General features: G+C 64.2%; 9 protein-coding genes. 4 read left to right on the forward strand and 5 right to left on the reverse strand.

Annotation, left to right across the window (positions count from 1 at the left end; genetic code table 11):
• Positions 1–65 precede the first annotated feature (65 nt).
• Positions 66–869, reverse strand: a complete 804-nt coding sequence (locus FRC96_RS09005) for a hypothetical protein (RefSeq protein ID WP_146974161.1) — start codon at positions 867–869, stop codon at positions 66–68.
• 313 nt (positions 870–1,182) lie between these two features.
• A complete protein-coding gene (locus tag FRC96_RS09010) occupies positions 1,183–3,138 on the reverse strand; it encodes a hypothetical protein (RefSeq protein ID WP_146974162.1) in 1,956 nt (651 codons plus the stop codon).
• A gap of 245 nt (positions 3,139–3,383) precedes the next feature.
• On the opposite strand from FRC96_RS09010, the gene FRC96_RS09015 reads away from it, so the two are divergent.
• The 3 genes from FRC96_RS09015 to FRC96_RS09025 all read left to right on the forward strand — a co-directional run bounded on the left by FRC96_RS09015 (position 3,384) and on the right by FRC96_RS09025 (position 10,802).
• Positions 3,384–7,565 (forward strand): hypothetical protein, encoded by a 4,182-nt coding sequence (locus tag FRC96_RS09015; protein WP_146974163.1) that lies wholly within the window; start codon positions 3,384–3,386, stop codon positions 7,563–7,565.
• 234 nt (positions 7,566–7,799) lie between these two features.
• Positions 7,800–9,506, forward strand: coding sequence for a hypothetical protein (locus tag FRC96_RS09020; RefSeq protein WP_146974164.1), 1,707 nt, complete (start codon positions 7,800–7,802; stop codon positions 9,504–9,506).
• Between the two features lie 195 nt (positions 9,507–9,701).
• A complete protein-coding gene (locus FRC96_RS09025; RefSeq protein WP_230470052.1) occupies positions 9,702–10,802 on the forward strand; it encodes an SDR family NAD(P)-dependent oxidoreductase in 1,101 nt (366 codons plus the stop codon).
• A gap of 7 nt (positions 10,803–10,809) precedes the next feature.
• Here FRC96_RS09025 and FRC96_RS09030 read toward each other — a convergent pair whose 3' ends face one another.
• From FRC96_RS09030 to FRC96_RS09040, 3 genes are all read right to left on the reverse strand, one after another.
• Positions 10,810–11,481, reverse strand: a complete 672-nt coding sequence (locus FRC96_RS09030; RefSeq protein ID WP_230470053.1) for a class I SAM-dependent methyltransferase — start codon at positions 11,479–11,481, stop codon at positions 10,810–10,812.
• A 52-nt stretch (positions 11,482–11,533) separates the two neighbouring features.
• On the reverse strand, positions 11,534–12,826 hold the full coding sequence (locus FRC96_RS09035; protein ID WP_146974167.1) for a hypothetical protein: 1,293 nt from the start codon (positions 12,824–12,826) through the stop codon (positions 11,534–11,536).
• Between the two features lie 105 nt (positions 12,827–12,931).
• Positions 12,932–14,065 carry an MBL fold metallo-hydrolase gene (locus FRC96_RS09040; RefSeq protein ID WP_146974168.1) on the reverse strand — a complete coding sequence of 378 codons (1,134 nt, stop codon included), beginning with the start codon at positions 14,063–14,065 and terminating at the stop codon, positions 12,932–12,934.
• A gap of 171 nt (positions 14,066–14,236) precedes the next feature.
• Between FRC96_RS09040 and FRC96_RS09045 the strand changes: the two genes are divergently transcribed.
• Positions 14,237–15,223: a hypothetical protein gene (locus FRC96_RS09045; RefSeq protein ID WP_146974169.1), complete on the forward strand. Its 987-nt coding sequence runs from the start codon at positions 14,237–14,239 to the stop codon at positions 15,221–15,223.
• The last annotated feature ends 24 nt before the right edge of the window (positions 15,224–15,247 follow it).

The raw sequence follows: 15,247 nt of genomic DNA on the forward strand, positions 1-15,247 counted from the left end.
CCCCGTAAGCCGGAGGGCTTACGGGGCGAACTCAAACCACTCTGCGCCGTCACACAGGGGTAAGATCAGGCCTCAGACTCCGAGATAGCGGGGACATCTGAGGGCGGATCCTCATCGCTCGCGTCGAGAACTTCACCGGTACCGGGGTCAACATCCACATGTTTGCGGTGGCGTCGGTAGTACCGGGAGAGGAGGTCGAGCTGGCGATGGTACTCGGTGAGCAGGGACGCTCGAAGTTCCGGGTTATCGGCGTAATTCGCGAGAACCTGGAAGATAACCGCGGCGAAAGCATCTCGCGCGACAGCATCGCTCTCCTTGACCTCGCTGAAGGTGCAGGGCTCGACCCGTTCGGCGAGGAGTTCTCGCGCGAAGCGAGGGAGGAGGCCGCGGAGCTGAGTACGATGGCGCGTCAGACCGAGCAACTCGATATGACGCGCCAGATCGCTATCGAAGCGCTCCAGAAGCACGCGCCCATCGGCGAGTTGATCTTCGAAGGACTGGCGTGTCAGGGGAGCGATACCTTTGGGAGCGACCTCCCGGATGAACTCTTTGGCAGCGCGAGCGACCTCATCATCACCCACGGCCTGACCTTGAGCGACGGTGCACATGCCGGTGAGAACTTCACCGACTTTTGCATCGAGTTCAACCGAGTCGCCGCGAGCGCGGGAGTGTTGGGACTTGTGGATTTCGTAGCGCCCCTGAATACGGCGCGCCTGGCGATTGGAATCAAGTGCCGTGTCACAACGCATCATCAGTGCGTCGTCACCCATCTGCGAGGCAAGCGCCTGGATGGACTCGAGCGTAAAGATTCTACGCCCGGCGGGGAGCACCTTCCCGTTGAGGTAGGTGCGTAGGGGTTCTTGTGTCACTGACTCCTCCATGTTTGAGAAATGGAATAGAAGTGAACAGCTGTCGACGTGCCTGTCGCGACGGCGCGAAGCGGCAACAACGAGAGGTCCCCCAGCGGTACGGCATGTGGTGAGATTGTGATCACCCTAGCACTGTGACATCACGAAGAAAAGAGTTCTGCGCTCACCCCTGTCAAAAACCTACCTCGTTCTGCCACGACGCCTCTATTCATCCGACAAGACATCAACGAAGAAAGCCCCCGAGGCACGGGACCTCGGGGGCTTATCGCCGGCGCCGCGCGCGCCCTATCTACGCGCCACCAACGACCGCGAGTCAGCGCGTGCCGAAGTCACGCCAGTCTTCGGCGAGGTCGTTGACGGTTGCGGTCGCGGCATCTGAGGCGCATTGGTCGGCGAGGGTATCGAGGGCCGTCGCCAGTTCATTGGCGAGCGTCGGAGTCTGGGCGGGAGGGTCAGAGAGCGAGGCGAACTCTCCCAGGCCGAGGATGGACCACTCCCGCGCGGTGAAGAGACAGGCATCCATCGCTTCCAACGCTGTGGGCACATGGGACGTGGGCACCGCGGGAGGCGACATCAGCGCGTCGCCGCCCCACTGCACGCGTACCAGGCCTTGCCCCGGGGCGAACGAGGCGTGCGCAAAGATGCGCGGCGAGCCCAGGTTCGCGATGGCGTTGAGCCCCATGATGGCCATCGGGGTCAACGCGGCCGAGTCGACCGTCTGCAGGATCTGGTAGATCTGACGGAGGTCGACAAAGGCATCGACCCCCGCGGCGACCTCGCGCTCACCCTGCGCGAACACCTCCTCTGTCGGCGCCGCGGAGGAGGCCATCAGTTCGAGGCGATCGGCGTGCTCCGCGATCTCGATCGCCACGGGCGTTCCCAGGGGGTTGAGGGCCAGTCGGGCGAACTCCTCAAAGGGCTCGCGGGGTGCATCGACCGGAAGGTTCAACCCCAGCGCAGTGACGAGTTGTCCGTCTCGAGCACCGAGGACTTGCAGCCAGAGACCGCGGACCAGACCGAACTCGGCCGGGGTGGTTTGCTCACCGACAAAGCGGTCAAAGAGCGCATAGCCGGTGATCGGTGAACGAAGCACGCCGAGTGGAAAACCCCAGGCGGAGTCACGGGTCTGCCCCTCGACCATGCGCTTGAACGTCGCGTCCTCCATCCCTGCGATATCCCGGGCCCAGCGCGGCGTCTTGTGCGCTTCGATGGCGTTGGTGAGATCGAGACCAAAGTGAACATCCAGGGCGACCTGCTCCGCCTGGCGAGCGCGCATCGGGGCGCTCTGCGCCACGGCATCGACCAGGGACTGACCGTACTCCGTCAACGAGGCGACCGCGTCGAGGGTCAGCACGTCATCTTGCTGGGAGAGCAGCAGCGCGAGGTCTTCGGACTCGGCAACCTCGGGACTATCGAAGCTGAACTCCTGGGCGGTCGCGGCGATCTCGTTCGCCAGAATGCTCTCGATTCGCTGCTCTTCGGCGGGAGTGCGGGGGATGAGCAAGGTCGAGCCGAGCTCGATGAGCGCGAGCTGGTCGAAGAGCCCCCTCATCTGGCCGTAGATGGCGAAGGGCGCATCGCGTCCGCTGAACGCAGCCCACGCAGGCGAATCAAGCTCCGATGAGAGCCCTTCGACCACTGGCGATGCCTGCGGCCAGGGGGTGATCTCGGGAGAGATGATGCCGGCCGCGTAATCGATCACGAGGAAGTCGCCCCGAGGGGTCGCGGTGTACTCGCCACCATAGCGCTGAGCGATCTGAACACTGGCCTTCTCAGCGTCGGCGACCGGCAACAGCGCACGAACGTGAAAGGCCTCTGGAAAACCGAGGTCTGTGGAAGCGAGCAGCTCAGGGCTGGCTGTGCGTAGGCTCTCAATCGCGCTTTCGAAACCCGCGCGCGAGGTTGCCAGGTACATCGAGCGGGAGTGGTCGAGGCCCTCAATCGGCTCCACGCCCCCCTGATGGCTGAGGATCTCTGCGATGAAAGGAAGATCGAGGATCAGCCCCTGGGAGATGCTCTGAGGCAGGGGAGATTGATGATAGAGCTTGCGAAACCCCTCAATGTTGTACGCCGCGACCACGAGTGTATCGGTGGGAAGAAGGCGCGAGAGCTGCTCATGCGTCGGCAGGCCACCAAGCTCCTCAGCCGTTGCCGAAGGTTGCTCAGACGGAGCGGGATCCGGCGAGTGAGGTTTGCATGCAGCGAGCGCCAGCCCGCAGCCGATTAAGGCGGCGCAATAGGAAGGCGACCAGGCGAAAAAACGCGACATATGAGCTCCAGGTTTCGTCGGTCCATCGAATCCACAGTTCAGGCAACGCGGCGATGGTAATGAGTTCGGGACCGCATTCAAGGTGGTGTGTTCGTATCCGTGCAGGAGAGTGACCACGCGGTCGATGAATTTCATTCGTTCGGGGCATCAAGACATGCTAACTTTACGCCCTGTTACGGAAGACGAATTCAACACGGGCGCACCTCAGGTGGAGGCGTCGTCCCTGGACGCGTTGGAGATGTGTGATGCGCATGCAGATGTCGGGTCGGTTGTTGTGGGGGGCGCTGCTCCTTTCTCCTGTGTTGTGGTCATGTGGCGATGGTCCGGAGGACACATCGACGCCGATGGAGACGACCTACACCTGGCGAGATGCGCCGATGCGCTGCTACTCGTCGGTGCACGCCTACGAGTTGCATGACGTGGGCGACCGGATCGCGATCAGCTACCAGCCTCGTCGCCAGAACGTGGTCAACGTCTCGATGGCGTTTCTTACACTTCTGACTGAGGACGAAGGTCGATCTTTTACCCGGCCCGTGGCGACGATGGTCAAGCCCAACGAAGCCGTATACCGGGGACCGCTGGAAGCGACGAATCAGAGCACCCACGGGATCTTTGAGCTCGGTCGGGGGCTCTACATGAGCACGGTGGGCGTAGCGGGGACGAGCCGACTGCCGGGGCCGGTGCAAGAGTACAGCGATCGGGACTGGCTGGTCTTCTTTGATGAGGATGGCGAGGCGGAAGACGTCTTCGCGATTGGAGAGCGCGTGGATTTGCCCTCTGGCGAGCGTGCGGCGCGGGTGTGGCGCTACGGCGATGTGACCGTGGCCGAGGCGGGGATGTGGCTGTGGGCGTCGATCGACGGCGGACCGTGGGAGGTTGCGGGGTGGCGCCCCGTTACACGAGATGTCTACCCAAACGTTCGGGCCACCGAGACGGTCAGCGCGAGGACGGACCTGGCGATTATCAAGGATTTTGGGAACGGGGACTTTTACAGCGTGCGCCCGGGGGAGCCGCCGCAGGTAATCGCTAACGTGGGGAGGCGCGTCGTGGACGTGGGCCTCTGGGGCGATTCGCTTGTCGTTGTGGCCGGGGGGCCCACCGGGCAGAGCGAGCGTCCGGTCAGGCTGCAGCTGTGGGCGATACCGCTGGGAGATGGCGAGGTACGGCAGTGGCCATGGCCGACGGGCGTGTCGACCAACGTCGGGTTTCGCGAAGGGGAGGACGGAACCCTGTGGATTCACACCCGAGTACCGGCAGAGTCCGGTGATGAGCCGGCGGTGATGCGATTGAGCGAGGATTCCGAACTCCTTGAGCGGCTGCGTCTGGACTTTGAAGCGGCGCCCTTTGACGGGGTGCCCGCGGTCTTGCCCCGCGATGATGGTGGGCTGCTTTTTGTCGCGCGCACACGCAAGGAGCGCGAGCACCGGGGCACAGAGTACTTCGGAAGCACGATGTTCTGCCGCGTGGGTCCGGATGTGGAACAGGGCGTTGAGCCGATGGCCTTCGGGACTCTGGACGAGGTGGTGGCCGAGCCGGGTGTGATGCATCGCGTGGCGCGTGTCAGCGCGGGCAGCTCCGTGGCGGACCGCTTTGTGCGGACCCCGGCGGGCACGGTGTTCGCGACCTCCGACGGCGCGGCCTACGCGGGACCACCGGATTACGACGCGCTCCCCTTGCTGGAGGTGCCGCCGGCCGACCCGGCCCTGGCCGACCTTGTTGGCTATTCGGTGCGGACCTTTCTTCACTACAACGACACGGTATTTATCACGACGGCGTGGGCGCCCTCCTCGCTTCTGGAGCCGCCTCCCACACAGCGCGTGCGCGTCAACCTTGTCGATCCGGCGTTGAGTCAGCGAAGTTCGATGGGGTTCGGAAAAGACCAGATCTTCACGTATCAGGAGGTCTTCGACGCGCAGCTTGCTGCGACTGCGTCGGGCACCTTCTTCTTATCGGAGCTGACCCGGGCGCGTATCAGCGATCGGGTCCAGTGGCCGGGCAACCTCGTGGTGGGTCGCCGCCAGGGGTATGCGTTCGATCGGGGGTATTCCTATGCGCGAGCGCTTCGCGCGCAGGACGGTCCGACCTGGGTTGCCCGATTTACAAGCTACGAGGGCCGCGTTCCCGATGTGGAGGAGTGCACCTACGCCGAGGAGCCACCGGAGTACTGCATCGCCCTCGAAGATGCAGATATTGTGGCGGCGCGGGTCAACGACCTCGGGGATCTTTACGCGCTGGACTACCGCCACGGGCGAGTCCTTCTGTTGGAGGCGCAGAGTCGTCAGGCGCAGGTCATCGCCACCGGCTTTGTCTCCCCGGCGGACATCCGGCTCACCCAACATCAGGGGCAGGACGTCGTGCTCGTGTACGACGGCGACATCTGGGCCTTTTCGCCCGACACCGCCACCCTTGCCACACGCCAGCATCGCTCCGGCGCTCAGAGCAGCGGGTCCGGCGATCTCGCGCGGGCCTCGTCATGTGAGACAGGACAGCCCTGCGTGGACCTTAAGGCTTTCGGTGGGGTGCTACGCGGCGAGGGGCGCTTGTGCATTCCAGGGGTTGAGTTTGGTGAGTCGGGGACGCTGCGCTTTGAACGGGACGTGATCGATGCGGACTGGTCGGCAACGGAGGTGTGCTTTGACGCTGCGCAGCTGGAGGGGCGCAACGGACAGCTTACGCTCACGCGCGCCGACGGCTTGAGGCCTCCGGCGGTGCCCTACTACGGCCCCAGTCTAATCTTCGGAATCGATGTGCCGGACCCCCTGACGGCAACCTCGCCGATCACCTTCCGGGGAACGAACCTGATGGGCGGCTACGGGCTGCTGGTCAGCGGAGGCTCGATGGTGAGCGCGAGCGATGACGCGATCGAGGTGCTTGCGCGCCACAGCGGCGTGGTTTCGGTGTTTCGAGATGGCGAGGCGCTCGCGAATCAGCCGGTCGAGGTGATTCCGACGGTAGCGAAGAGCTGCGTTTCGGGTCCGGGCCAGCCCTGCGAGATGGTGCTTACGGGCATGCCCACGGCCACCGGAGAGGTGCGCGTCGGTGGTGAGGTCGCTGAGATGTTGCGATGGGACCCGCCCTATATGCGATTCGCGTGGCCCGAGTCATTGGAGCCCGGAGAGCACCCCCTGGCCCTGCAGGTTGACGGCGGCGTGATGGAGGCATCTGTGACACTGCTCCCCGCGGCGATTGACGTGTTGAGCGCCAACGCGCCCCTGCCTACAACCTACGATCGATCGCTGACGCCGCCGATCGTCTCCGAGCTCGGGCTTATTTCGCCGGTTCGCATCTTCTATGGTCCCTCACCGGTGACCGCGATCGCCAGCATCACCAGTCGTGGTGCGCAGAGCCACCAGGTTGATAACCTGAGCAACACGGCGTCGCTGGGGGTGGTCAGCGATGGGACGCAGACCCTTGGTATCGGCAACATGCCCGGCGGTGTCACGATAACGCGGCTGGGACCGCCCACGGACCAGTTTTATGCGTTGAGCTGGGAGCCCCTTGGACTTCTCTCCAGCAGTGATGGTTCGCATCTGGGAGTGTTCTCCGGCGCGGGGTTTGTGGATGGCGAGCTCGTTGTGGTGCTGCGCACCAACCTCAACACCACGCGCGCGGTCGTCGTTGATCTGGAGACGATGACGACGCGTCTCTTAGGGGAGTTACCCGGGGCCTACGGGACCCGATCCGGAGGTGCGGTGATCACGGCGCATGGCAGCTGGGTCAATGAGACTGGCGTCTTCGCGGGCAACTGCTACGCCAATGAGGGGAGCGCGCAGCTCTATCACCTTCGTCTGAGCCGCGAGGCAGGGGAGCTGGTGTCGGAAGGCCCCTTCGTCCTCAAGAACGATACGACGAGCCTGGTGGCGTGCGACGTCATCGAGGGTGGGTTCGCCTGGGTGGAGGGCGCGGGGTCCGTCGCACGCATCTATGCCTGGGATTCGGCCGCCGGGGAACAACTCGCTGGCCCGGTCTTACCCCCTGAGTTTCCCGGGATGGGGCCAAGCGCGGAGGGCGACCTGCCCTCGGTACTCGATGTAGCGAAGACCGACGATGACTGGCTGGTAATGCTCGCGGATCGTGAGGGCGAAGATCGCGGTGCGTACCTGGCACGCTGGGACGCGACCACAGAGGCGTGGTCGATCGGTGAACCCTTCGGGATTTCCGCGCAGACACAAGAGGGGAGCCTGTGTGTGGGGCCTCTTCCGGCCGGGCAATGTGACGAGGGAATCGGTCGCTACGGCTGTAGCCCGGCCGCCTGCCCTGTGTCGCCCATCGGACAGGTTCCGAACGCCGAGGTGGTGGTGTACTACGGTGATATGCTGGTCGAGGACGAGGCCGTGCACGTCTTCTACCAGGTGGTCGATGAAGGCCGCGATCTGTCGCGAGCCGGAGGCATTGAAGCGCAGTATCAAAAGGTGCCGATGCCTTGACCCTTCGCGGAGGTCGGGGGCAGCGACGCGACACGCGCAACACCACACCCCGCGAAGACGAAAGCCCGGCACGTCGCCGGGCTTTTTGCTGCGCACCGCAGGTGTGAAGGCGGACGGGTATCAGGCGATTTCAGGTGTGAGTGCGGATGGTTTGCGCCACGATGACGCCATAGCGAACCAGATGACATCGGGCACGACTCAAATCGACGTTCCACTCATACGATGGAGACACGAATGAAGCCCCTCGACTGGCCCCACCTTCCTTTCTGGCGATGGACGCTTCTTGCGGGCGCGCTGTTGTGGACTTCGGGATGTTCGGAGACTCCGGCTGACGCCAATCCTGCGCCGGACGCCGATGTCGCGTTGGAAGACGTTTTCGAGCCCATCGACGCGGCCGGCGAGGACGTGGAGAGCGCGCCTGACGCCGAGGAGAGGCCGGAGCCCGGCCCCGGGAGCTGGCGACTCCCGGAGGGCTACTATGTTCCGGCGAAGATGGAGATGACGCTTGTGCATCCGCGACCGGAAGCGGCGGAGTGGGCCTACTCGAAGAACGCCCACCCCGGCGTACGCTGGGAGATCCCGATTGTCGTGCAAGGAGGGGCATGGCCCTTTCAGTATGCGATCGTGGATGACGGCGGTGCCGAGGGGCTGCAGATCGGCGGCGAGCTCATGCGCGAAGACGTTGAAGGATTCATCGTGCATCGCGTCTCGCCGGAGTACGGCGTGCTGTGGTGGGATGACCCGCAGGAGGGTGATTACGACATCACCTTGCGCGTGAGCGACCAGGACGGGTCGACGTTGGACGTCGAGGTGAGTCTGCGCGTGGGTGTAGATGGGTGGATCTTCGTCGATGGCAGCTCAGGCAGCCCGGAGGGTGACGGCAGCCTGGAGGCTCCTTTTGCCAGCGTGGATCAGATTCACGCGCTGGGTGAAGCGGCCGCCGGACACCGTGTGTATGTCGGCGGCGTGGTCGCGATGGATGGCAATCGCGAGAACGGCAACCTGCGCATCGCCGAGGACACCCCGACACCGGCGGTGTGGGTGGGCTGGCCGGAGCGCGAGGGGGTGTTGGAAGCCTATGAGGGGAAGATCGTTCTCGACCGGCCTGACTTTTATATCGCGAACCTGGAGCATCGCCACCATGAGGACTACTTCCCGATGGAGGACTCCTACCTGCATATGATCACGGTCTGGTACGACACGGATCGCTACACCGTGCATGACGTGGACTTCACGCGTTTTCAGGGGGTGGGCTCGAACGTCAACCTGGGCAACTCGTCGATCATGATGCTCACCAAGAACGATCACGGGCGAAAGCATGTGGCGGTGGTCAACAACACGCTCAGTGGACCGAACGGGATTCTGACAAGCAGCTACCAGCTGCGACACGCGGTCTTTGAGAAGAACCGCGCGGTCGACGCGGTCTTCACGGTCGCAGACGGATCGGTGTGGAGCATCATCTACATCAAGAGTGGCAACAACGAGTTCGTCACGCTGCGCGCGAACGCGTTTGTGGAGAACAACGAATGGCCCAACCGCAAGAGCGCGCTGGGCCTGTTGAGGGCGCGCAACATTGAGCTGGCCTACAACCTGATCGATACCCCCTACGATTCGGGTCGCACCGGGGCGTTGACCCTGTGGACCAACTCCGCGTTGAGCGACTACGGATGGACGACCGAGACACCGGTGTGGATCTACCGCAACAGCCTGCGGCAACGGATCAGCTACGAGGGCGACCCGGTTGTGAACCTCCCCGACGGCACGGTGATCACCGAACACAACATCCTGGACCAGGGGAGTTGGCCCACATCATCGAAGATTGTGGATATCGAGAACCTCGATGAGGCGGCGTACCTGGATGAATCGATGCGATTGACCGGCGAGCATCGCGACGCGCGCCTGGGTCGCTGGGGGGCGGAGATCGCGGTGCCGGTGGACTGAGCGCACCGGGCATTCATGGGCTGACGTGGAGCGAGGGACCTTTCGGGGTCCCTCGTTTTGTTGGTGCATCCCGGCCCAACGCAGCACCACACAAACGATCGCGGTGTAATCCGGCGACGGCGCCCTGCGTCGCCATCATCCACGGCCTTCGAGATGGCCTCGGAGGTCTCACAGATCGTTTCAAGGAGTGATGTGATGGATGATGCAAGGGTGCTGGTAATTGGCGGCTACGGTGAGGTCGGTCGACGCGTAAGTGAGGGGTTGGCGCGCGCCGGTGGGATACGCGTTGTGGTGGCGGGTCGTCGGGAGGAGAAAGCGGCGCGCTTTGCGTCCGACCTCTCGGCGGCGGCTGGAGGGGTTGAGGTTGAAACGCGTCAGGTCGATGTGGCGGATCGGCAGAGGTTTGAGGCGGCGATCCAGGACATCGACGTCGTCGTGATGTGTGTGGATGCTCCCGACGAGCATGCGGCGCTTACGGCGCTTCGATCGGGGAAAGGCTACGTGGATATCAGCGCCGACGACGGGTTGCTGGCCGCCATTGAGGCGCTGGATGATGAGGCGGTCGCCGCCGGTGGTCGGGCGTTGCTGAGCGTCGGGTTGGCCCCGGGGCTCACCAACCTTCTGGGTGCCGAGGCCATGCGAGATGCCGGCGCGACGAGCGAGGTCGCGCTGTGGATCGAGTTGGGCATGGGGGATGTTCACGGGGAGGCGGCGATCGGGTGGATGCTGGATCACCTTGATGCGCGATTTCAGGTGCGGGGGCCGCAAGGCTGGAGCGAGGTGCGAAGTCTGGAGAGCCAGCGCACGTTGCGATGGGCCGATGAAGCGCGCGCAAAGCGCTACTACCCTTTTCCATTCGCCGATCAGGCCACGCTCGCCAGACGAAGCGATGCGCGAGGTGTGCAGACCTGGTTTCGAATGAGCTCGGGGGTGGTGACCGGGGCGCTGGCGTGGCTTTCCCGCGTGGGCGGAGCACGCGCGCTGCGCCACAACGCCCTGCGTCATATAACGATCGCGGGGCTGCAGCACTTCGCGATGGGGACGGAGCGATGGAGAGTTGCCGCCAGCGCGCGATCGGAGGCGTCGACGGACGGTAGGACGTATGTGGTAGGGGTTGAAGGGGCCGGTGAGTCGCAGGCGACCGCGACAGTGACGGTGGCCGCCGTCAAAGCGCTAGTCCGGGGCGAGGTCGCGCCGGGTGTCTGGCACCTGCATCAGGTCATGGAGCTTTCCGGCCTTCTTGATGCGCTTCAGGCCGACGATCCGGAGCTCCGCGTGAGCCGGTGGACGGTGTAGACCGCCGCTATCCCCGGGTGCCAGACCACATGCGTACGCCAAGCACCTGCAGCAGCGTGCAGGGCGCGAGGAGGCCGGCCTGTTCTGCCATCAACAGGGTGTCATGCTCGGGGAGCACATAGAAGCCATCGCCGGCCAGCCGGGCATCAAGGCGCTTCAGCTCCACCTCGGAGGCGCCTTGCTGGCGAGCCCATCGCACCCAGGCCTCACGTTCTTTGGGAGTCGTGGCGACGATCTCGGAGAGCACCCAGGGAGCGCCCGGGCGCAGGTGACGGGCCCATGTCTTCCAGAAGTCCCGACGAGCCGAACCGGGGGCGATGAAGTGGGTGACCATCAAACAGATGGCGGCGTCCCAGTCGGGAGCGTCTGCCGGACGCAGGGCTCGGGGGATGACGCGGACCTGTGCAGCGAGCCCCTCGACGCGCAGACGTTCTGTGGCGGTCCGGGCCATGGCCTCGGCAGGTTCGAAGGCGATGATGTCCCAGCCGGGAAAGGCCGCAGCGAGCGCAACAAGCTCGTCTCCGGGGCCACAACCGACCACGCCAAGGGTGCCTCGCTCAGGGGTCTGAGCCACCAGTGACGCGATGGCGATCTCACGCATCAGCGCGTGGGCCGGGAGAAGTGTGGTGATCGACGTCGTGTACGCGTCGGCGCTGTCGAAGACTTTTTGAGGAGCCATACATCGTCCTGAATCGTCGTGGTGACGCGTCACCGAATATACCACACGCACATTAACGCGGGAGCAACACGCCCGCGCTGCGTCGGTGTTCGGCATCGACCACAAAGAGGTAGAGATCACTATCGCTGCTGGAGAGGTCGGCGAGTCGCAGGTCGACTTCGATGCGCCCATCGCTCCAGGATGCAACGGGGGAGATGACGACACGGGTAGCTTCGTCGAAGTTGGCGGCGTTGGCCACTTCGACGCGCGCTGCGGCGCCGGGGCCTACGGCCACGTAGATATCATCCATAACTCGACGCACATCACCGGCGCCGCGGTACCACGCGCCGAACTTCAGACGATCCCAGAGGGGAGGAATCTCGGTGAGATCTTCGCGCAGGACGCCCTCGTTGTAGGTGTCGCGGTAGACGCCCTGCCCCTGTGTGAGATGTTCAAAGACGCCGGTCACGGCGCCGTAAGGATCGTCCGCGTTGATTTTGAGGTAGGTCGAGAGGGTGTTCCACTGCTGGAAGGCCCAGTAATCGCCAAGCCACCAGCTGGTGTTGGTGGTGTTGCCGTCGATTTTGAAGCTTCCTCTCCCGGTGTGGGTGGCGAGCACGATATCGTTGCCGTTGCAGGAGCCCTGGCTGCAGGAGTAGTCGTAATTGTCGCCGCGGCTGCCATACATTACCCAGACGTCTTTGGCGCTGGAGTCGGATGAGAAGGCGGTGGGGCTGGAGTCGTTGCCGGGGAAGTCACCCAGGTCACGCATCGACCAGTGCACGAAGAACTCATCGAAGTGCGTCAGGCCAAAATCCCCCTGCTCATCGGGGAAGCCCAGCACAGCACCAACGCCTCGCCCCTCCGTCTCCACGCTGTCGGCCACCAGAAGCGCGTTGGTGCCGGAGAGCGCGGCGTCGTCGACGTAGGTGCCGCGGGGATCGAGCCACGCCCCTCGGGTTGCGTCCGCACCAAGCGGTGCTCCAACCTGGCCCGACTCAAAATCATCCAAAAAGTAGGTCGTGGGTCCCAGATCACCAAAACCTCGCCCGCAGATCACCAGGGGATGCCCCTCTTCGGCGACTCCGAGCAGTGCGCTGATGCCATCCGTCGCTGTGACGGGGCATTCAGTGTCGTGGATGTCTGGCGAGGCGTCGTGGACGTCAGGGGCCTCAGCGTCGGTAGGCCCCTCGGTGTCCGGATCGAGAGGATCGGCGTCGGAGGAGGACGTGTCAGATAAGGCGATGTCGCCGGTTGTCCCTGCATCGGAGGGCTGGTCGACGTCGGTCGATGGCTCGTTGCAGGCGATCGCGCAGGCGATGAGGGTCGCGAACATGAGCGAAGAAAGGGAGTGAGGCTGAAGCATACGGGGCTCCAAGGCGGTGATGTGTTTCGGAATGGGCGCGGGCCGGCGATCGCAGAGGGAGCCCCTACCCTGGCGCGGTGATCCGGTAGTTCAAGACCATGGCGGTTAAGGATCGTTGACGCGCCACCAGGGAGAGCGAGGCTCATGGACTCCCGGCTCCACCGAAGCGCCGGGGGCCGGGGTCACCCACCGATGTCCGCGAGCTTCAGCCAGCGCGACAAAGGTCTCAATGGGCTCGGTCCAGCTGTGCATGCCGAGATCGAAGCTCCCCCAGTGGATGGGCATGACGATGGCCGCGTCCATCATTGCAAACGCATCAAGGGCCCCCTCGGGTCCCAGGTGAATCTGGCCCCAGGCCGGGTGGTACGCGCCGATCTCGTACATGGCGAGGTCGAAGGGACCATAGCGCTCGGCGATGTCGCGAAAGCCATCGAAGAGGCCGGTATCGCCGCTGAAGAAGACGCGATGGTCGGGGCCGACGAAGGTCCAGGAGGCCCAGAGGGTTTCAAACCTGTCGAAGAGCCCGCGCCCGGTGAAGTGGCGCGAGGGGGTCGCGGCGATGGTCAGGCCTTTGATGTCGTATTCATCCCACCAGTCCAGCTCGACGATGCGCTCGTCGGGAACGCCCCAGCGCTCCAGGTGGGCGCCTACGCCCAGGGGGACGAGAAAGAGCGCGTCGCTCAGACGCACGAGGTCGAGGACGGCCTGCATGTCGAGGTGATCGTAGTGATCGTGGGAGATGATCACCGCATCGAGCGGCGGAAGCGCGTCGGGCGGGATGACCAGAGGGTGAAAACGCCGGGGGCCCACCATCGTGGACGGGGAGGCGCGCTCCGAGAAGATGGGATCGAGGAGCAGGCGCGCCCCATCGATCTCGATCAAGGTGGAGGAGTGGCCGAGCCAGGTCAGGCGCAGGCCGCTCTCAGGGGGCGACGCGAGATCTGGTGTAGTGGTGGGGAGCTCGCGCGAGGGGACGGCGTCCGCCGGTTTGGAGAACCAGCCGCGGGTCGTCTCCCAGGTGCCCCCGGGCTCCATCACCGAGGTCTCGACGGGGTTGAGGAAGATCGCTTCATCGTCGCTCCAGTTCAGAGACGCCATCGCACGTTCGAGGCGCTCCCCTTCCAGCGAGCCCCCCAGGCTGGCGAGCCAGGCGGTGGAGTGAAGGAGCATCACAACCGCCACCGTCGCGGGGATGGCCAGAGCCAGGAGGGTCCAACGAAACCAGGGGGAAGACAGCATGAGGGATCGCTCCTCGGTGAGCCAGGGCGGCGCGTACGAGCCCGACGTTATGCGCTGGCCAACGACTCGACGGCACAAAATTCAGCGAAGTTCAGATGCATCGTGCGCGTGCAGTACGCTATGAAAAGAGCCTCGCAACCAAATGATTCCCGCCGGGAAAGAGGAGGTCGAATGCTTCGAGAGAACACGTTATGGGGCGTGGTCGTGCTGGCGTCTGCGTTGGTGATGTCCGCCTGCCAGGGTGAAGGTACCGGGGACGATGCCCGATACCTCGGTGGCGACATCGATGCAGGCGATGCAGGAGACGTTGCAGACGACACGCAAGACGATCCCGGGGACGTGGCCTCCGACGTCTCGGACCCGGGGGATGCTTCCGGCGACGTCACCCCTGACCCCGACCTCGAGGTTCCGGATGCCTCACCCGAACCTGAGTTCGAGCCGCGCTTCCACCATGATTACGAGGAGGTTGAGCTCGGCGAAAAGCCGCCCGGCGGCTTCGGGCGGACCACGGTTAGCGACCAGCAGGCCTTCCGGGGCGAACGTTCCGCTCGGGTCGCGATCGAAGAGGGTGACGGCGGCGGATTCGGCAAGTGGGGCCTAAGCCACCCCGTCGACCCGCCGGTGCTTAAGGGCGGCGAGGTGTGGGTGAGGGTGTATGTGTGGTGGCCGGAGAGTTTTGAGTTCTCGGCGACGCCCTTTATGAAGTTCATTCGCCTGCATAACGCGGACGCTGACGGAGGAAACCACGGCTACAATGACCTCTACATCGACAACGCCGATAGCACCGAGACGGTGCTGCGGGTGATCAAAGAGATGCACGATGTCTGGGAGACCTACGATGGGCCGGCCATCCCGCGAGGCCGCTGGGAACGCTACGAGATGTACGTCTTTGTCGACGATGTGCCGGTCGATGAGGGAGGTCAGGCCCGCTTTCGGGTGTGGCGCGATGACGCGCTGATCTTTGATCGCACCGATGTCCCCACGCTGGAGACGGCCGACGGAAGCATCGACCACCTCTACATCTTTTCGTACTGGAATAATGAAGAGCCACCCTCCAACCACGCGTTTATCGACGACCTGACGCTGGCGACCGACGCGAGCTCGCCGCCGGACGAAGATGCTCACGGGAATCGATGGATCGGGGACTGGGGAGGCTGAGCGGGTAGGGTCAAAACGAAGAAG

The sequence above is a fragment of the Lujinxingia vulgaris genome, assembly GCF_007997005.1.
Classification (GTDB): Bacteria; Myxococcota_A; Bradymonadia; order Bradymonadales; family Bradymonadaceae; genus Lujinxingia.

Coding starts and splice junctions, on each gene's coding strand:
- FRC96_RS09025 (WP_230470052.1), top strand. CDS start 9,702: ATGGATGATGCAAGGGTGCTGGTAATTGGCGGCTACGGTGAGGTCGGT.
- FRC96_RS09020 (WP_146974164.1), top strand. CDS start 7,800: ATGAAGCCCCTCGACTGGCCCCACCTTCCTTTCTGGCGATGGACGCTT.
- FRC96_RS09045 (WP_146974169.1), top strand. CDS start 14,237: ATGCTTCGAGAGAACACGTTATGGGGCGTGGTCGTGCTGGCGTCTGCG.
- FRC96_RS09040 (WP_146974168.1), bottom strand. CDS start 14,065: ATGCTGTCTTCCCCCTGGTTTCGTTGGACCCTCCTGGCTCTGGCCATC.
- FRC96_RS09015 (WP_146974163.1), top strand. CDS start 3,384: ATGCGCATGCAGATGTCGGGTCGGTTGTTGTGGGGGGCGCTGCTCCTT.
- FRC96_RS09030 (WP_230470053.1), bottom strand. CDS start 11,481: ATGGCTCCTCAAAAAGTCTTCGACAGCGCCGACGCGTACACGACGTCG.
- FRC96_RS09010 (WP_146974162.1), bottom strand. CDS start 3,138: ATGTCGCGTTTTTTCGCCTGGTCGCCTTCCTATTGCGCCGCCTTAATC.
- FRC96_RS09035 (WP_146974167.1), bottom strand. CDS start 12,826: ATGCTTCAGCCTCACTCCCTTTCTTCGCTCATGTTCGCGACCCTCATC.